General features: G+C 53.3%; 16 protein-coding genes. 11 read left to right on the forward strand and 5 right to left on the reverse strand.

Features of this window, described 5'->3' with window-relative positions; all coding sequences use genetic code 11:
* The first annotated feature begins 36 nt into the window (after positions 1-36).
* From ACYVI1_RS29615 to ACYVI1_RS29625, 3 genes are all read left to right on the forward strand, one after another.
* The gene (locus ACYVI1_RS29615; protein WP_460915096.1) at positions 37-558 is read left to right on the forward strand and encodes a thioredoxin family protein; all 522 of its coding nucleotides are present in this window, start codon (positions 37-39) and stop codon (positions 556-558) included.
* Positions 559-649: 91 nt separating this feature from the next.
* On the forward strand, positions 650-1,552 hold the full coding sequence (gene rbsK / locus ACYVI1_RS29620) for a ribokinase (protein WP_460915097.1): 903 nt from the start codon (positions 650-652) through the stop codon (positions 1,550-1,552).
* 51 nt (positions 1,553-1,603) lie between these two features.
* Positions 1,604-2,869, forward strand: a complete 1,266-nt coding sequence (locus ACYVI1_RS29625) for a hypothetical protein (protein WP_460915099.1) — start codon at positions 1,604-1,606, stop codon at positions 2,867-2,869.
* A 40-nt stretch (positions 2,870-2,909) separates the two neighbouring features.
* On the opposite strand, the gene ACYVI1_RS29630 is transcribed toward ACYVI1_RS29625, so the two are convergent.
* A complete protein-coding gene (locus ACYVI1_RS29630) occupies positions 2,910-4,367 on the reverse strand; it encodes a sulfatase family protein (protein ID WP_460915100.1) in 1,458 nt (485 codons plus the stop codon).
* A 12-nt stretch (positions 4,368-4,379) separates the two neighbouring features.
* Entirely contained in the window at positions 4,380-5,372 is a 993-nt protein-coding gene (locus ACYVI1_RS29635) for a GRP family sugar transporter (protein WP_460915101.1), read from the reverse strand.
* A gap of 101 nt (positions 5,373-5,473) precedes the next feature.
* Between ACYVI1_RS29635 and ACYVI1_RS29640 the strand changes: the two genes are divergently transcribed.
* The 6 genes from ACYVI1_RS29640 (at position 5,474) to ACYVI1_RS29665 (ending at position 10,631) form a co-directional block, all read left to right on the forward strand.
* Positions 5,474-5,917: a DMT family transporter gene (locus ACYVI1_RS29640; RefSeq protein ID WP_460915102.1), complete on the forward strand. Its 444-nt coding sequence runs from the start codon at positions 5,474-5,476 to the stop codon at positions 5,915-5,917.
* Between the two features lie 76 nt (positions 5,918-5,993).
* On the forward strand, positions 5,994-6,617 hold the full coding sequence (locus tag ACYVI1_RS29645) for a hypothetical protein (RefSeq protein WP_460915103.1): 624 nt from the start codon (positions 5,994-5,996) through the stop codon (positions 6,615-6,617).
* 10 nt (positions 6,618-6,627) lie between these two features.
* Positions 6,628-7,896, forward strand: a complete 1,269-nt coding sequence (locus ACYVI1_RS29650; protein WP_460915105.1) for an MDR family MFS transporter — start codon at positions 6,628-6,630, stop codon at positions 7,894-7,896.
* 130 nt (positions 7,897-8,026) lie between these two features.
* On the forward strand, positions 8,027-8,542 hold the full coding sequence (locus ACYVI1_RS29655; RefSeq protein ID WP_460915107.1) for a hypothetical protein: 516 nt from the start codon (positions 8,027-8,029) through the stop codon (positions 8,540-8,542).
* Positions 8,543-8,652: 110 nt separating this feature from the next.
* Entirely contained in the window at positions 8,653-9,987 is a 1,335-nt protein-coding gene (argH, locus tag ACYVI1_RS29660; protein WP_460915108.1) for an argininosuccinate lyase, read from the forward strand.
* A 38-nt stretch (positions 9,988-10,025) separates the two neighbouring features.
* A complete protein-coding gene (locus tag ACYVI1_RS29665) occupies positions 10,026-10,631 on the forward strand; it encodes a Uma2 family endonuclease (protein ID WP_460915109.1) in 606 nt (201 codons plus the stop codon).
* Positions 10,632-10,730: 99 nt separating this feature from the next.
* Here the strand turns inward: ACYVI1_RS29665 and ACYVI1_RS29670 are convergent, their stop codons facing one another.
* Positions 10,731-11,603, reverse strand: a complete 873-nt coding sequence (locus ACYVI1_RS29670) for an SMP-30/gluconolactonase/LRE family protein (RefSeq protein WP_460915110.1) — start codon at positions 11,601-11,603, stop codon at positions 10,731-10,733.
* A gap of 128 nt (positions 11,604-11,731) precedes the next feature.
* Positions 11,732-12,991, reverse strand: coding sequence for an MFS transporter (locus ACYVI1_RS29675; RefSeq protein ID WP_460915111.1), 1,260 nt, complete (start codon positions 12,989-12,991; stop codon positions 11,732-11,734).
* Between the two features lie 118 nt (positions 12,992-13,109).
* Here ACYVI1_RS29675 and ACYVI1_RS29680 point away from each other — a divergent pair, with 118 nt between their 5' ends.
* Positions 13,110-13,772 (forward strand): phosphoribosylanthranilate isomerase, encoded by a 663-nt coding sequence (locus tag ACYVI1_RS29680; RefSeq protein ID WP_460915113.1) that lies wholly within the window; start codon positions 13,110-13,112, stop codon positions 13,770-13,772.
* 147 nt (positions 13,773-13,919) lie between these two features.
* Here the strand turns inward: ACYVI1_RS29680 and ACYVI1_RS29685 are convergent, their stop codons facing one another.
* A complete protein-coding gene (locus ACYVI1_RS29685; RefSeq protein ID WP_460915114.1) occupies positions 13,920-14,342 on the reverse strand; it encodes an Hsp20/alpha crystallin family protein in 423 nt (140 codons plus the stop codon).
* Between the two features lie 339 nt (positions 14,343-14,681).
* On the opposite strand from ACYVI1_RS29685, the gene ACYVI1_RS29690 reads away from it, so the two are divergent.
* The gene (locus ACYVI1_RS29690) at positions 14,682-16,022 is read left to right on the forward strand and encodes a tetratricopeptide repeat protein (RefSeq protein WP_460915116.1); all 1,341 of its coding nucleotides are present in this window, start codon (positions 14,682-14,684) and stop codon (positions 16,020-16,022) included.
* The last annotated feature ends 1 nt before the right edge of the window (position 16,023 follow it).

Consider the following 16,023-nt stretch of genomic DNA (forward strand, 5'->3'; position numbering starts at 1 on the left):
CTGGGGTATGATGGGTTAACCTTCTATATTTGGTTCATGAAATGCCCAACGCTGCTGCTTCCCGTTGCTTGTTTGTTCGTTCTAAACGTTTATGCCCAGGAACCAACCGGTATTCGTTTTTTCAGCGGTTCGTGGCCGGATGTGTTAGCCGAGGCTAAGCGGCAGAATAAGCCTGTTTTTGTCGACTTCTACACAACCTGGTGCCCTCCCTGCCGACGAATGGCACGGGAAGCCTTCCCAAACGAAACGGTAGGGGCAAAATTCAACGACCATTTTATCAACTATCAGGTAGACGCCGAAGCAGGTGAGGGGTTTAGGCTGGCCAAACAATACGCCGTGGCAAGCTATCCAACGGCATTATACCTAATCCCTTCGGGCGAAATTGTTCATCGTGGGGTTGGCTATGCGGGCGTAGTGGCCATGGTGAAGCAGGCCGATATGGTTCTGTCAATGCCCCAGGTGCGCCGGGCCAAACGAAAGGGCATCGCTCTCAGCCACTTCACCATCCCTACCCTGGATAACCGAATCGATACAGGCAAAACCCAGTTGATCAATTAGTTTCCCGCTTTATGGCGAAAGTACAGCGTACAGTAAATGAATCCTGGTAAATGTATTTAGTTGGCAACCCTATTTAAATTCCTTATACGCAATGTCTGAGCAGATTCTGGTAATTGGCAGTTCGAACACGGATATGGTTGTAAAGGCCGATAAATTGCCTGCGCCCGGCGAAACCGTTCTTGGCGGCACCTTTCTGATGAATGCGGGCGGCAAAGGCGCCAATCAGGCCGTGGCTGCCGCCCGACTTGGCGGGCAGGTGACGTTTGTAGCAAAAGTTGGCAGCGACATTTTTGGCCAGCAGGCGATTGACGGGTTTCGGCAGGCGGGTATCGACACGACGTATGTACAAACCGATGCCGACCACCCGTCGGGCGTGGCGCTTATTAACGTGGATGCTAACGGAGAGAACTGCATTACGGTAGCGCCCGGCGCCAATGCCAACCTTCAGCCCTCCGAAACCAAGGCGGCCCTGCAACTGGCAGCAGCCAACACGCTGGTGTTGCTCCAGCTCGAAATTCCCCTACAAACGGTCGAACAGGTTGTACGGCAGGCAGCACAGCAGGGCCTGCGGGTTATTCTGAACCCGGCGCCGGCGCAATCGCTCCCCACCGACTTATTTCCGCACCTGTTCCTGATTACGCCCAACGAAACCGAAGCCGAGCTGCTCACGGGCATCCGCGTCATGGACCTGCCCACGGCTCAACAGGCGGCAACCAGACTGCACGATATGGGCGTCTCGAATGTGGTTATCACGCTGGGGCCAAAAGGAGCCTACCTGCTGATGGGAACGCAGGGTCAGGTGATTGCGACGCCAGCGGTTAAAGCCGTTGACAGCACGGCTGCCGGTGACTGCTTCAATGGCGCCTTAGCCGTTGCGCTGGCCGAAGGTCAGGCCCTGCCGGAGGCCGTTGCTTTTGCCTGTCAGGCGGCTTCCATTTCGGTCACGCGCATGGGTGCTCAGGCGTCCATGCCAACTCGCAGCGAGGTACTATGAGTTCGTGCGGACAGCGAAATAACCCGAACTTTTGGCTTACCTTGTCAGCCTATGATGCTTCACCGGCTTTTGTTCCTGTTGCTTTTCTCGCTGCCGGGCTTGGCCCAGAAGCCCGTTCCACCGGCTGTTCATCCCGATCCGGCGGGCGCCCTGCAAACCTACCGCTTAAACCTGACACGGCTTCGGCAGGAGCACCCCAACCACCGCGAGCTACCCGACCTGAAGTTTTTTCTGTTCGGTATGGGCAACCGGCTAAAGCTCATCTACCGCAACGGGCGACTGCTGAATGCGCTAACGGGCAACATTGAGGAGCAGTGGAAAGTAAAGGAAGAGCTTATCATACCGGCCGAGTATCTGGTTCATCTGGTCTTATCCGATGGGCAAACCGTTCAGATTCGCGAAGATGAAACGGGGGTGTGGCTGCTGCAACCGCCCAACCGCCCGAAGCTTATTCCCGGAACCCGCAGTCCGTTGGCGCTGCCCCGATTTGCCAGCCACCCCTACGGCCCCGTTTTGCGGGTATTGCATCAGGAAATCCTCATCAATGTCATCAACGGGCGACCAGTACCCAACTTTTTGGTCTATCAGAAACCCTGGTTTCGCGATGCCACCCTGATGGCGATGGTCATGCGTGAAACCGATAATCTGCACCTGATTCGCGACTGGATTATGGCCATCCGCGATCCCTTCGACCGCAACAATCACGGCATTGCCGAAGCCGATAACCCCGGTGAGGTGTTGTTTCTGGTATCATTAGTGGCCGATAAGAGCCACCCTGCGGTGCAGATGGCGCTGGATTCGGTAAAGCAGTTTGAATACCTCACCGACCCGCCGGACCGCCCCAACCCCTCAACCTCCGTTGCGGCCCCTAAAACAGGAGAGGGGCGAAGGAGCATCGTCGGGAAAACGGATTATGCCGATCATCCCGTTTTCCAGACCAAATGGCTTAAATACGGCCTGAAATCGCTTAAATTGCCCGACCCCTACACGATTCCCAACCAATATGACAGCTATTCGTCGCTGTTCTGGTGGGACTATAAAAAGGAGCATGTCGACGGGAAGAAGTTCGACGATGGCTCCAGCACGAATTACCCGTATTTAGTCTGGGCCGAAGATCATTTTTATAGCCGGGCGGGCGTTCCCGAAACACGCGGCATTGTGGGCAACCTCGACTACCCGCTCAGTTGGGAGCAACAAGCCAGCGACGCCCACTACCCCGGCCTGACTGTGCTGGACAAATCGTTGGTGAAGCAGAAATTAGCGTTCCCGCACACCTGGCACGCGGCCGAAATGTTTCTGTTGTTAGTCGATAAATAAAGATTATGCAGGTTGGACGGCCACGTCCAACCTACTCCGCTCACTCGTCCAATAAAATAATTCCCGTTTTGGTTATCCAGGCCCGCGTGGTGGCCTGGTACTTATCAATCTGATCGCCACCACCCCCTTGGCGCGGATCGTTTTCCTGCTGCATCCAGTTGGTTAATCGCTGGCGCAGACTGGCTTTAATTTTGGCGTAACCGGCTTCATTTGCCCGATTGACAAGGTTATAGGGGTCATCTTTCAGCACATACAATTCGTCGGCGGGCCGCTTCCCGAAACCCAGGGCAAACAACGGTTTCACGGCGGCATCAGTCCGGTGATCCATCATGTATACTTTAGTTGGCCCACCGTCAACATCGCCAAAAACGGACGGTGTGTTCGGGATCGTTTCGTCGCCGGCGGGCATTCGATTGGGTCGAAAATTTCGGATATACAGGTAGTCTTTCGTCCGGATGGCCCGCATTGGGTAGCCCGCGCCATAGTCGAATTCGGGTCGGCACAGGCAATGTCGTTCGCGCTCCAGAAATACCTCCGACCGATGAACGGCTTTCTGACCACGCAGCACGGGCACTAAACTCAGGCCATCGAGTTCGGGACGCTGCGTAACACCCGACCAGTCCAGAAACGTAGGCATTAAATCAATCAGATTCACGAAGGAATCATGGCGTTTGGGCAGCTTAGTTTTGGCCGAAAACCGACTGATCAGCAGCGGAACGCGCGTTCCGTAGTCGTACAGGTTCGCTTTGGCATGGGGGAACGGCATTCCGTTATCGGACGTGACAACGATAATTGTATTTTCGAGGTGGCCGGTGGTTTCCAGTTTCGTCAGTAGCTGACCAATTTCGCGGTCCAGCCGTTCCACCTCCGAGAGGTAGTCGGCTACGTCGCCCCTGATTTCCGGCACATCGGGCAGAAACCGGGGCAACCTGATTTTTTGTGGATCAATGCCTGCTTTCTTTCCGTCGCCCAGATCAAAAGGCCGGTGAGGATCGTTGGTTCCAAACCAGAAGAAGAACGGTTTTCCGTTTGGCAGCTGATCGATAAACGGCGAAAATTCAGCCGACTGACCCGCTGGATTTTCGCTATAGCCCATTTTACGGAAATCGCCGGGCGCCCATCCTTTCCGGTCGAATGCTACGGCATATCCTTCTTTTCGCAGCAGTTGCACATACGTCGGAACACGGTAGTCGAGTTTGCCGCACAGGCTAACGCCTTCACTCAGGTTGTGCGGGTAACGGCCCGTGAGCATGGCTGCCCGCGAGGGTGTGCAGGACGGCGATGCACAAAACGCATTGGTAAAAACGGTACCGTGCTGCGCCAGCCGGTCCAGGTTTGGTGTTCGGATGGTTTGGTCGCCGTAGATGCTCGCGTAGGGATAACTCCAGTCATCGGCCAGGATGAACAGGATATTGGGCCGGGGTGCGTCCTGATCAACAGAAACAGAACCAGAAACAATCAGCGAAAGCAAGCCGGACAGGAGAAGGATTGATTTCATACCAGTACGGCTCTACTTGGCAGAAATAATCAACACTAAGCCAAGCACATAGCACACGCCCATCAGCATCAGGTAACGGTTTGAGGTAACAGGCGCCCCCCGGAATTCATGCCAGATAAATACGCCCCACAAAACGGCCACGATGGTTGCACCCTGTCCCAGCCCATAGCTAATGGCATAGCCGGCCGCCCCCGATGCCAGCAGACTCGATGCCATGCCCAGGCACCAGACCATGCCGCCCAGCATCCCAATCTGGTGATTGCGCCGACTAACGTCGCTGTAGTCAATTTCGCCATCGGCGGGTTTACTGGCGTACCGGCGCAACACCGGCAAAAACAAGGGCGTACTGACAACCACCCCCACCGCAAAAAGCACCAGCGCTGTGTAGGGCGTTAGCAGACCCGACGCGGGCCGGGCGAAATCGCTGGCCATCGCTTTTACGACGAAGAAGAAAAAGAAACTCATCAGAAATCCGCCTGCCAGCGACATCACAAGGCCCGTTGTGCTAACCGCCTGGCCGGTACTTGCTTTGGCCCGGTAGGCTAATGCGCTCAGAACAACGGCCAGAAAAATGGCAAAAACCCCGCCTGCCAGCAACCCGATATTTCCCACCGGCGAAAAGATGTAATTAACGATGACGCCCAGAATCAGGGCCAGCCCGATGCCCACCGGCATTGCTACTGACAGTCCCGCCAGTTCAATGCCGACCACGATCAGAATATTGGCAATGTTGAACACAAAACCGCCAATCAATGCATATACAACGCTCTGCGTATCGGCCTGTTTAATATCCGTCAGAAACGACCGGCCCTCTTCGCCAAAGCTACCCATTGTGAAGGCAAGCAGCAGGCTCAACAACAGAATACCATAGGTATAATCGCGATAATAGATAGTTGTAGGCACAGATTGTGTCGCTAATTTCTGCGTATTAGCCCATGAACCCCAGCAAAGCATGGCTAAAAAACAGACTGCCACAGCCAGGGGATACTGCGTAATGATTAACATAGAGTCAAACTTAGTTAGGTAAGGTTAGGATTAATGGGCAATCTACAAAATGCCTACTTTATGACAAAACATTGATTCGGTTGTTCTCTACCTTTGCCGGTATGAATTACGTCTATCTTTTGCTGGCCTTTCTAACGGGTTTGGCGATCACGGTTCAGGCGGGTGTTAATGCCAATCTTCGCCAGGCCATGACCAATCCGGTTCTGGCGGCTGCCATTTCGTTTGGATCGGGATTTCTATCGCTGGTGCTGTTTCTGCTGGTGTCGGGCAGCGCTGCCCCTACCTTCGAAACCATCCGACAGGTGAGCTGGTGGAAATGGACAGGTGGCCTGATTGGGGCGGTGTATGTGACAACGGTCATCGTCAGCGTGCCCAAAATTGGCACGGCAAATTTGATAAGCCTTAGCGTGGCCGGGCAGTTGATAGCCGCACTCGTGCTGGACCATTATGGATTCCTGGGTTTTGCCCTTCATCCGGCCAATGGCTGGCGGCTGCTCGGTGTTAGCCTGATTGTAGCGGGTGTACTGCTCGTGGTGAGAAATTAATAATGAATAATGCCAACAAGCCAGACCCACCATTCTCCATTATTAATTATTCATTATTCATTGGGCGTTCTCCATTATGTTAATAAACTACCGCTTTTACCCCTCTCTGCTCAACGTGTTTTCCCGTTACATGAGCGGGGGAAACCTATCGGCACAGGAACTCATCGACGCCATTAACCGCGTGCCCACCCCCACAACGGCGGCTCAGGAACGGGGCATTTCCTTTGAAGACGCCATTGTGAAAGGGACCGATGAAGCCCGTTTCGACCCGGAGGTTATCAAAAAAGTTCGTAAGCTCCTCCCCCGCCCCATTGTCGATACGCAGGTTTATTGCCAGTGGCAAATTGACGATGTGCTATTCTACGGGTACGTCGATCTGATTGGCAAGTTCAAGGCGGTGGATTTAAAAACAACGGCTTCCTATCAGCCCGGTCGCTACCTGCACAACCACCAGAACCTGTATCTGCATGCGCTGAAGCGAAAAGGCATTAAACTGATGGAGTACGTGATTACGGAATTTAAGCCGGGCGGCCCCGCCGACGTGTATGTGGAGAGTTACGCCCTGACGCACCCCATCGACAGGCAACTGGAAGAAATCCGGCTCTTCAAAGCTTTTCTGGACGAACACCGTCCGCTGATTACCGACCGGAAAATATTCGTCGCTCCCGGCGAGGATGCCGATGCCCGCCGGAAGTCGTAACTTTCGCGCCATGTTCCAGTCTACTATCCGCCTGTATCAGAACGCCTATCAGGGCTTATCGCCATCGGTATGGCTGCTGGCGGGCGTGATGCTCATCAACCGCTGCGGCACGATGGTGCTGCCTTTCCTGACGCTCTACCTCATCCAGCACCTGCATTACTCGGTCACCAACGCCGGTATCGTCATGGCGGTATATGGCTTGGGGGCTTTCGTCGGTACGTTCATTGGCGGACGGCTGACCGACCGGTTTGGGTTCTATTACATTCAGTTAGTCGGTCTGCTGCTGGGGGGCGTGTTTTTAATTCTGCTCCAGTTGGTTACGGATTTTTACGCGCTCTGCGGCAGCGTGTTTGTCTTTACGCTGCTCAGCGACTCGTTCCGGCCTGCCAATCAGGCCGCCATTGCCCACTACTCCAATCCCGATACGCGCACCCGTGCGTTCTCGCTCAACCGATTAGCCATTAACCTCGGCTGGGCCGTTGGCGCGGGTCTCGGCGGCTGGTTAGCCAGCATCGACTACGGTTTGCTTTTCTGGGCCGATGGTCTGACCTGTCTGGCAGCAGGCGGGGTGCTCTGGCTTTGTTTACCCGTGCCAGTCAACGAGGCCACCGTTAAATCGAGTCAGTCAGCTATGCACGCAGCGCCGGATGAACCAGGCAGTACACAGTCGCCGTATCAGGATGGATTATTTATTGCTTTTGTCATTTGTTCGGCGCTTTACTTGATGGTATTCATGCAGTTGTTTTCGATTGTACCGTTGTTTTTCAAGCAGGTGCTGCACCTGAGTGAACGGCTCATTGGCCTGCTGATGGCGCTGAATGGTCTCCTGATTGTGCTTGTCGAGATGGCGCTGGTATACAGACTTGAACAGCAAAAACGGTCGAAGATTAACTTGATTATGACGGGCGTTACCCTGACCGCCATTTCATACCTCGCCCTGGCGCTGATTAATGTCTCCATCTTCTCCGGGTTAAGTCTCGCACTGCTATTTATCCTGTTGGGTACACTCAGTGAAATGCTGGCGATTCCATTTATTCAGTCGTTTACCGTCGGGCGGTCTAACCCGGCCATGCGGGGACAGTACTTAGCCCTGTACTCGATGGGCGGGGCGCTGGCACAAACAGCCGCGCCAGCCTTCGGCTCGCAGATGGTCGCCCATTTCGGCTTTCTGGCCCACTGGCTGACCGTTTCGGCGATTAGTTTAGTGGCTGCTGGCGGGTTCTGGTGGGTGGGAAAGCGGTTGAACGAAGGTAAGAAAGCAGTGGTTGTGAATCAGTGAGTACCGCTCCAATGGTTCGTATGGGTTATCATCGACGGTCCGGGGCACCGAGATACCGGGGTTGTCAACGCTCTATTTTCGTCACCGAATAATACGTAGCTTCGTTCTTCCGAAACCAAAAACATCTGCGATGAAACCAACAGACCAGGCACCCTCAGTCAAGCCTACCGCCCGGCGAGCCGGGCCTTTGGCCACCATTGCCTCAGCGGGTTTTACAGCCGGTTTGCTGGATGCCCTCGGCGCCATTCTGATTTATTGTGTCCTCGCGGGTACGTTATCGGTGCAGCGGCTGTTTCAGTTCATTGCCAGTGGCGCAGTAGGGCCGTCAGCGTTCGGGGGGAACTGGCCAATGGCTGCATTGGGCTTGTTCTTCCACTTTTTGATCGCTCTTATTTTTGCGGCTATCTATTATGTTGCGGCCACCCAAATCCGGTTTCTCCGTACACAACCCAGCATCAGTGGCTTGCTATTTGGTGCGTTCATCTGGCTAACCATGAATTTCGTGGTCGTTCCACTCTCGGCCATCGGCGGCAGACCTTTTGCGCTCACGACGGCTTCTGTATTAAACATTCTCTGGCATTTATTTTTCATTGGCCTTCCCATCGCGCTCATCACCGCCCGGCGAAGCAGAACGTTGCCGTATTGAATCTCTTTACGACCTTTGCCACTATCAATGAGTGAATAAGTGAATGCGCGAATGAGTGAATATTGTTCGCGTCAGCTATTCACTCATTCACTCATTCACTCATTAAGAATTTGAAACTCTGGCAAAAAGAAGGCGTTATAACCGCCGACAAAATTGACCGCTTCACCGTCGGGCGCGACCGGGAAATGGACCTTTACCTGGCCCCCTTCGATGTGCTGGGCAACCTCGCCCACGCCCACATGCTCGAGACCATTGGTCTGTTGGGCAGTGATGAATTAGGCATGATGAATGCTGAATTAAAAGCCATTTATCATCAGATTCAGCATGGGGAGTTTTTGATTGAGGAGGGTATCGAGGATGTTCACTCGCAGGTCGAGCTGTTGCTGACCAGGGCGTTGGGTACTGTCGGGAAGAAAATTCACTCGGGGCGGTCGCGAAATGACCAGGTGCTGGTTGACCTGAAACTCTTCACCCGCGACCGGCTCTGGCGCGTGGCCGAGAGTGTCCGGCGGGTATTCGACCGGCTCATCCGGCGTTCGGAGCAGCACAAAGCCGATCTGCTGCCCGGCTACACGCACCTGCAAATTGCCATGCCCTCGTCGTTTGGGCTGTGGTTTGGCGCCTACGCTGAAGCCCTTGCCGACGATATGCTGATGCTCCAAACCGCCTACCGGCTTGCCAACCGCAACCCGCTTGGGTCGGGTGCGGGCTATGGGTCCTCATTCCCACTCAACCGCACGCTCACGACCGAGTTGCTGGGTTTTGAGGGAATGCACGTCAATGTCGTGTACGCGCAGATGAGCCGGGGAAAAACCGAACAAACCGCACTCACGGCAGTAGCTGCCCTTGCCGCTACGATCTCGCGGATGGCGATGGATATTTGTTTGTATAACAGCCAGAACTTCGGCTTTCTAACCCTGCCCGATGCGCTCACAACCGGCTCAAGCATTATGCCGCATAAGAAAAACCCGGACGTGGCCGAGTTGCTGCGGGCCAAAACCAATCGCCTGAAAGCGTTGCCCATGGAAATAACCCTGGTGATGAGCAACCTGCCCTCCGGGTATCACCGCGATATGCAGTTGCTGAAAGAAATCCTGATGCCTGCCTTCGACGAAATTCTGGATTGCCTTGATATCACCGATTTCATGCTGGAGCATATTCAGGTAAAACCAAGCCTGTTGGACGACCCCAAATACGACCTGCTGTTTAGCGTGGAGCGGGTCAACGAGTTGGTAGTACAGGGCGTGCCGTTCCGGGAAGCCTACCAGCGGGTGGGGAAGGAAATTGCCGAACACACCTATTCTCCGCCCCGAGCGTTGCATCATACCCACGAAGGCAGCCTTGGCAACCTCGGCAACGACCTGATTGTGGCGCAGATGAATCAGGCAATGGAAGGCTTCGGGGCCGAACGGGCGCAGCGGGCCATTGCGGGACTTCTTTCCTGAAAAAGCGTTATATTGCTGTAAAATAAGGTCAAACTGAGATGGTAACAACGCAGGATTCTTCGCAGACAAACGCTCCAGTTATCCCGTCGGCACTGGTTTACGAAGTGCTTAACGGTCGGCCTCTGTATTATAGGGGGTACCGGGAGGTAATGGCGAAAAACCTGAATCCAGAAAACATTATGGGGAGTAGTTCGCTGCAGGCAATTTTAGTGTCATTGATTCATTCATTTATCATGGTTAATCGCGACCGAAAAAAGTACCTGCCTGTTACAAACGAAGCGGGTGTACATCTTGACCTTAAAGACAACCTGTCGTGCGATGTAGCTATATTCGAAAAAGGAACTTTTGCAATCACAACCAAATACTTTAACACTCCGCCTAAAATTGTCATTGAAGTCGATGTCAAAATCGACCTAACCGATTTTGACGGGCAGGAATACGATTATGTTGCTGAAAAAACCCAGCGGTTGTTTGATTTTGGGGTCGAACGGGTGTTTTGGGTCCTCAGCAAGTCGCGCCGGGTATTTGTAGCGATACCCAATCAGGACTGGATCTTTACCGACTGGAGCAACGACATTCCGGTTATGGAGGGCTGCGTGCTGAACGTGAAGCGGTTATTGGACGAAGAAGAGATCGCGTATTAAGAAACGGGAGTGAAGGAACGAGGGGGCAGAACGGGACGAGAGGAGCTTGTAGCATTCCCTCTCGTCCCGTTCTGCCCCCTCGTTCCTTCACTCTTTTTACTACTCTACCCGATAAGCCACCAGTTTATTCTTGAAAAAGGTGGGCACAACCAGCAGTTTTCGCTTTTCAACGTAGTCAATATCAGCCGAGTTAATCTTCTCGCTGCGGGTGTCTAACAGTTGCGATTTCGTACCGTCGGCGCTGACGTGGAACACCTGCCCGTTCCAGTCCGAAACAAAATAATTGCCTTTCCCTTCGGGCACAATGCCATCGGTGGCGGCCATGCCATCGGCCAGCACCGTCATGGTTTTAGTAGCCAGATCGACCGTCCGCAGGGCGCCAATTTTTGTACTGCCGACCATAAGTTTGTCTTTCCCAACGGCCAGCAGCCCATTGGGTTTGTTGAGCTGTTCGCCCTCCATGAAGACCTCCCATTTGTCATCTTTCAGGCGGTAAATCTTATCGGCGCGGCTGTCGGAAACGTAAACCGTACCATCTTTAGCCACCGTGACGTCGTTCAGAAAAGCGCCTTTTCCAACCGCATCCCAGGTTTTTTCGGCCTGTCCGTTTGTGGTGTTGATGCATACTAAGCGATACACATCCGTTACGTACAGCCGGTCTTTGTAAAGTCCCATTCCTTTCGGTGCGTTCAGGCCCGACGTCCAGCGCAGGTTGTCAATTTTACCATTGAGTGAGACTTTCGAGATAAACCCGCTGCCATCGAGCGAATCGGATTTACCGTCGATGTTCGCAACATAGAGTGTGTTCTGCCCATCGTACAGCACCGACTCGGGCGTTCGGAGGGTTGTGTCGGTTTCCCACGCTTTTACTAATTTAATCGGCTTCGGTTTGAACCGGGCGGGCGGGGGCGTCAGGGCAAGCAGACTGACTCCGCTGATAAATGCAGTGATAAGGAGAATAGCTTGTTTCATAGTTAGAGACGTATAAACAGATTAAAAACACCAGGAGAAGCACATACATCAGGCCGGGCTGGCATTCGATTTGCGGCACACTACTAAAAGACAGTCTGTGATTTTTCTAACCGGGAATAAATTAGTCTTTATCCGTTCAACCGCACGGCAAACAGGGCTTTCGATTTAGCATACACGTAGGCAACCACCGCAAGCGTAACAACGCCACCCAATGCTACCGAAGGAACCGTACCCAGCAGGCGAGCCATCAACCCCGACTCGAACGCGCCAATTTCGTTTGACGAACTGACGAAAATGCCATTCACGGCGGCCACACGCCCCCGCATGTGGTCGGGTGGGAAAATCTGCAGGATTGTCTGGCGGATAATTACGCTGACGCTATCGAAGGCGCCCGTCAGGCCAAGCATAACGAGCGACAGGTAGAAATTTGTTGACAGTGCAAACACAATCGTGGCCGCGCCAAAGCCCAAAACGGCCAGCAGCATATTGCGCCAGGCATTGTGCGTGGGGGGGTATCTGGTCATGAACGCCATCGTCAGCACGGCCCCGATAGACGGGGCCGCCCGCAAAAAACCAAGCCCTTCGGCGCCCACGTTCAGAATATCTTCGGCAAAAACCGGCAGAATAGCCACTACGCCCCCAAACAGGACCGAGAACAAATCAAGTGAGATGGCATACAGAACAATCTGGGTTTTAAACACGAATTGAAACCCTTCTTTCAGGCTCGCCCGGAAGCCCAGCAGGGGCGCATCGGTTACCGGCACGGGTCGGCGTTTGATGAGGGTAATCAGCAGAAAACAAATCACCAGCAGCCCAACCACAACCAGCAGGGTGTTGTCGAATCCAACCCAGATGTAAAGGAAACCCGCTACGCCCGGCCCCACAATGGCGCCGATCTGCCAGAACGAACTGCTCCAGGTAGCCGAGTTTGCGTATAATTCGCGGGGCACTAAAAACGGCTTCAGCGACGAACTGGCGGGCGAATAAAATCCTTTGGCTGTGCCAATCAGCATCAGTACCCCGTAGATGGTGGCCAATTGCGCCGTTCGCGACAAACCAGCCGCAACCGATGGCTGGAAGACCAAGTACAGAATAACTGAACTAAGCATGATAACCGACAGGCTCCATTGCAAAATGCTTTTCTTATCGCGCCGGTCGGCTAAGTGACCACCAAACAGCGAAAGCACAATGAAAGGCAGCGCTTCGGCCAGGCCAACCAAACCCAGCATCAATGGGTCGTGCGTGATTTTATAGAGCTCATATCCCAGAATCACTTCCTGAATCAACAGCGAGACCGTTATCAGAAAGCTATTCATGACGAAATAGCGGAATTCAGGAATACGAAGCGATGCGTAGGTATCGACCGGAACGGGAGATTGCTGAACCATAATCACAAAAACTATTGACTGACAAACCGTATGTTTGCGACTTGCGTCTTTTCAGCCTTCGCGTCGACGCCGTGTGAATACGTCTACGTAAAGGTCTTTAATCAATCAACCGAAAACAATGGAATCTGCGTTCCGAAGGCGGATTAAAATTTGCTGCATCAGTAGTCTTGATGAAGCCAAACTGGCTGTTCAGCTTGGGGCCGATGCGCTTGGTTTAGTGGGTCGAATGCCCAGCGGCCCCGGCGTGGTGGCCGATGAACTGGCTGCCCGGATTGTACGGGCAACGCCCCCACCCGTAGCTACCTTTATGCTCACGAGCGAACTGACTACCAACGACATTCTGGCCCATCAACGGCGTGTGGGCGCCAACACAATTCAGGTTGTGGATGCGGTGCCGCCCGAAACCTATGCTCAACTGCATGAGGCACTGCCCGGTATAAAGGTCGTGCAGGTCATTCACGTTACTGATGAACGGAACCTTGATGAAGCCCTGCTGGCCGTTGACAATGGGGCCGATGCGCTGCTGCTCGACTCGGGCAACCCTAATCTGGCCGTGAAAGAACTGGGTGGCACGGGACGGATACATAACTGGCAGGTGAGCCGTCAGATTGTGACTCAGGCGCGGGTACCCGTCTTTCTGGCCGGGGGGCTTACCAGCGAAAATGTTCGGCAGGCCATCGACACCGTGCAGCCGTTTGGTCTCGACATTTGCAGTGGCGTGCGGACGGGCGGGAATCTGGATGCCGGTAAACTTGATGCTTTTATGCGGTTGTTGGTATAGAGCAGGGGGCAAGGAGCGGGGAGCATGGGGACTAAATTGTATCTTTACTCCGCGCTCCCCGCAAAAAAGCCCGCACCAATGGGCGCGGGCTTTTTTGTTTCTGCCTGATTCAGGATGCAAAGCAGCAAGCCGTGCTCCCTGCCATAGTTAAGCAACGGCAATTTCTTTCACTAATTTCTCTTCTTTTACCTCCACTTTTGGCAATTCAACGCTCAGGATACCGTCGGTATAAGCAGCGTTGATGGCGTCGGCATTGACCGTTTTGGGTAAGCGGAAACTGCGCTCAAATGAAGTGAAGCCAAACTCCTGCCGGGTGTATTTTTCGGTCGCTTCTTCGGTCTTCACTTCCGACTGATACCCAATCGTCAGCTTATTGTTTTCTATGTTGATTTTCAAATCCTCTTTTTTCAGACCAGGAGCAGCCAGTTCAAGCAGGAACGCTGTTTCGGTTTCTTTGACATTAACAGCCGGTACGTTCGGCGTGGTATTGTGGAACCGATTGATGACTGGACGGTCGAAAAGCGGATTGAAGAAGGTTGGGAAGTTGTTGTATCGAACTAAGGTTGCCATAATTTTAAGGTGGTTTAATTGGGTTGTTTACTATCAAACACAACATCCTTAGGTCAAATCCTGTACCAAACTAATAAAGGAAAGTTATTGTGCCATTTTGTCAGTAATTCAGGTAATTTAGTTAAAAGTATAATGACAAAATGACCTATTCACTTAACACTGGTTGTCTAACGGAGCCTGAATCGCTGAATTTTTGACATTGTCTGCGTCAGTCATCAATATGCTTGACTGCCGACACTCACCTGCCTGCCTATACGCTTGGCAAACCGGTAACAAACGCCTACTTTTATCCCGCTTAATAAGCGCCTGCTCACCCGAAAACTTCTGGACTTACTCTATATGAAGCGACATATACTGCCGCTGGCTATTTTATTTTTATGCGCCAGCCTGACCCTTCCGGCCACTGCTCAACAAACCGCCGTTGACTTCTTTGAAAGTGGCATCACCAAAAGTAAAGCAAATGATTTTACGGGTGCCCTGCAGGCCTTCAGCATGGCCATTACGATGAATCCCGATAACTCCGCGAGTTATTACAACCGGGGGGTAGCCAAAGCCAACCTGAAGGATCACCGGGGGGCCATTCTTGACTATGATAAAGCCATCGACCTGAATGGAAAAGATGCGCTGGCTTACCTGAGCCGGGGTGTCAGCAAAAGCAAACAGGAAGACCACCGGGGGGCACTGCTCGATTTCAGCCGTTCCATCGAACTCAACCCCGACGATCCACAAGCCTATTATTACCGGGGTGTTAGCCGCAGCCGCATCGATCAGCACCGGGGGGCGCTGGCCGATTTTTCCAAAGCCATCGAACTCGAACCGGCCAATGCCCAGACGTATTACGTTCGGGGGGTTACAAAGCAAAAATTAGAGGACTTTGCCGGTAGCCTGACCGACTTCACCAAAGTGATCGAACTAACGCCGAAACGGCCACAGGCGTATGCCGGGCGGGGCATGTCGAAGGTAGAACTGAACGACTTTGCCGGGGCCGTAACCGACCTCAACAAAGCCATCGAACTCAGCCCCGATGATGCCGAGTCGTTTTTTTATCGGGGATACGCGAAAGGGAAATTGGATGATTATAAAAACGCCCTGCCCGACTACGACCGGGCCATTGCGCTGAAAGGTGACAACTACCGGGCCTACTACGGGCGGGGTTTCTGCCGCAGCAAACTCGGCGATCAGCGGGCTGCCGTTCAGGACTTTAACCAGGCCATCGAACTGAACAACGGCAACGTCGACTCGAAGGTCGTGTATACGGGGCGCATCAATCACGCCATGCTCGACAACCTCCGGAATGTGGTGCAGGAGCGTAACAAGATTAGTGAATTAGGCAGCGAACGGGCCGAAGCCTATTTCAGCCGGGGCGTTAGCAAAAACAAGCAGGGCGACCAGAAGGGAGCCATTGTTGATCTGAATAAAGCCATTGAACTCAGCCCGACCTATGCCGAAGCGTATTTTTGCCGGGGACTCATTAAATCGGCGCAGGGCGATCAGAAAGCCGCTATCATGGACTGCAACAGCGCGGCCAAACTAAATCCCCGTTATGCGGAAGTGTACTATGTCCGGGGCATCATCAAGCACAGCCTCGGCGACGACAACGGTGGTTGTTTAGACCTCTCCAAAGCGGGCGAACTGGGCTATAACCCGGCGTATAAAGTAATTAGTGATTATTGTAATTAGG

It is taken from the genome of Spirosoma areae (assembly GCF_054781775.1).